The sequence below is a fragment of the Veillonella sp. oral taxon 780 str. F0422 genome (assembly GCF_000221605.1).
In the GTDB taxonomy this organism is placed as follows: domain Bacteria; phylum Bacillota; class Negativicutes; order Veillonellales; family Veillonellaceae; genus F0422.
Window position 1 is genome coordinate 1 of the sequence record NZ_AFUJ01000062.1, and the last position, 1,440, is coordinate 1,440.

Sequence of the window (1,440 nt, forward strand, 5' to 3'; positions counted from 1 at the left end):
GTGGTTCACGATCTTCCAATTCACAATGGTGAAGAAGGTATCAATATAGTTTTGACGGTTAGATGAGGAATACATGTAATCCCACATATTGATACCTAAAATGGCAGTTTGCATATCCATAATTGGATTGTTTTGTTCTTTTGTGGAAGTAATAGAAAGGGTATTGTCTGGGTTGATGACAAGCCAAGTCCAACCATTACCAACATGGGCGTGAGCCTCCTTCGTAAACTGCTGTTGGAATGTTTCCAAGGACCCAAAAGAGCGGTTGATAGCATCTTTGATTGGTCCGTTGATGGTACTTGTATTAGGGCTTGTCAACGTGTGCAAAAATAAGGTTAGATTCTTATAGGCTCCACCATAACACTGAATGTCTTGTCGAATTTCTTGTGGTACATGGCTTAGGCCTCCTAACAGACAGTCAATATGACCAAAGCGAAGGTCAGGACACTCTTCAACTAGTTCATTAAGTGAAGATATGGCATGGCTGTACACCTGGGTATACAAAAATGTGAGTGTTTCTCTGCTGATAATCGGTTCTAAGGCATGGTCAGGATAAGGCAGTGCTTCTAATTCAAAATACTTCATGGTCACCTCCACGGTAAAAACGATAATGATAGATATTATCATAGTTACTCTTATGGTACTTGATGGATTGATAAAAGTCAAGACATATACTTTGATGGATAGAATATAATAGACTAAATGAATATACAATTGCTCATTGAATAAAAGAGGTACAATCTGTATAATAGGGATATAGAATGAAATACTGAAAGGAGCTTTTATATGAAAAAACAAAGTAAACGTTGGATAGCAGGAGCTGCCATATTAGGTGTTATTGCATTGGGGCAAACTGCGTATGCAGCACAAGACCCATTGATGTTGCCAGCACAAGAAGGGGTAGCTGTGATAGCTGATATGCAATCTGGTGTTTCTGTACAAAGTCCAAATTGGGAAGTAAAACAAGTAGTCAATACATTTGCAAACTATGGACAAGCACATAGTAAACAATTATTTGAATTACAAACAAACCAAGTTGTTTCTGCTGGCCAGTTGGATGTAAAGAATGCTCTTTATTATATGAATGTACGTAAAAACTTTTATATCGATAGCCATCGCTGGAAACAAGATAGCTATGGCACAACAGTATTGAATAGCCTATATATGGATTATCAAAACTATTTAAATGGACATCGCTTTGTAGCTGGTGATCAAGTGGAAACTTATAAAGCTGAGTTTTTAGGCATATTAGCACGTCACGCTGAAAAAGTACAAAATGATGAATTGCGTACATATATGAATGAGATGGTTATTTTCGGCTTAGAACAAGCTATGAAAGACCATAATCCAACTGTAAAAGGATATAAAGCTAAATAAGATATAGCCTACTCTTGATGAGTAGGCTATCTTTTTGACAAATTATATAAGTTATGATTTAAT

Annotated in this window: 2 protein-coding genes; one reads left to right on the plus strand and one right to left on the minus strand. The window is 36.5% G+C overall.

From position 1 onward, the window contains the following. The coding region (locus tag HMPREF9200_RS07235; protein ID WP_009354068.1) for a superoxide dismutase at nucleotides 1–585 on the minus strand (585 nt) is incomplete at its 3' end. A 201-nt stretch (nucleotides 586–786) separates the two neighbouring features. On the opposite strand from HMPREF9200_RS07235, the gene HMPREF9200_RS07240 reads away from it, so the two are divergent. Then, on the plus strand, nucleotides 787–1,377 hold the full coding sequence (locus HMPREF9200_RS07240; RefSeq protein ID WP_009354067.1) for a hypothetical protein: 591 nt from the start codon (nucleotides 787–789) through the stop codon (nucleotides 1,375–1,377). Nucleotides 1,378–1,440: the final 63 nt, after the last annotated feature.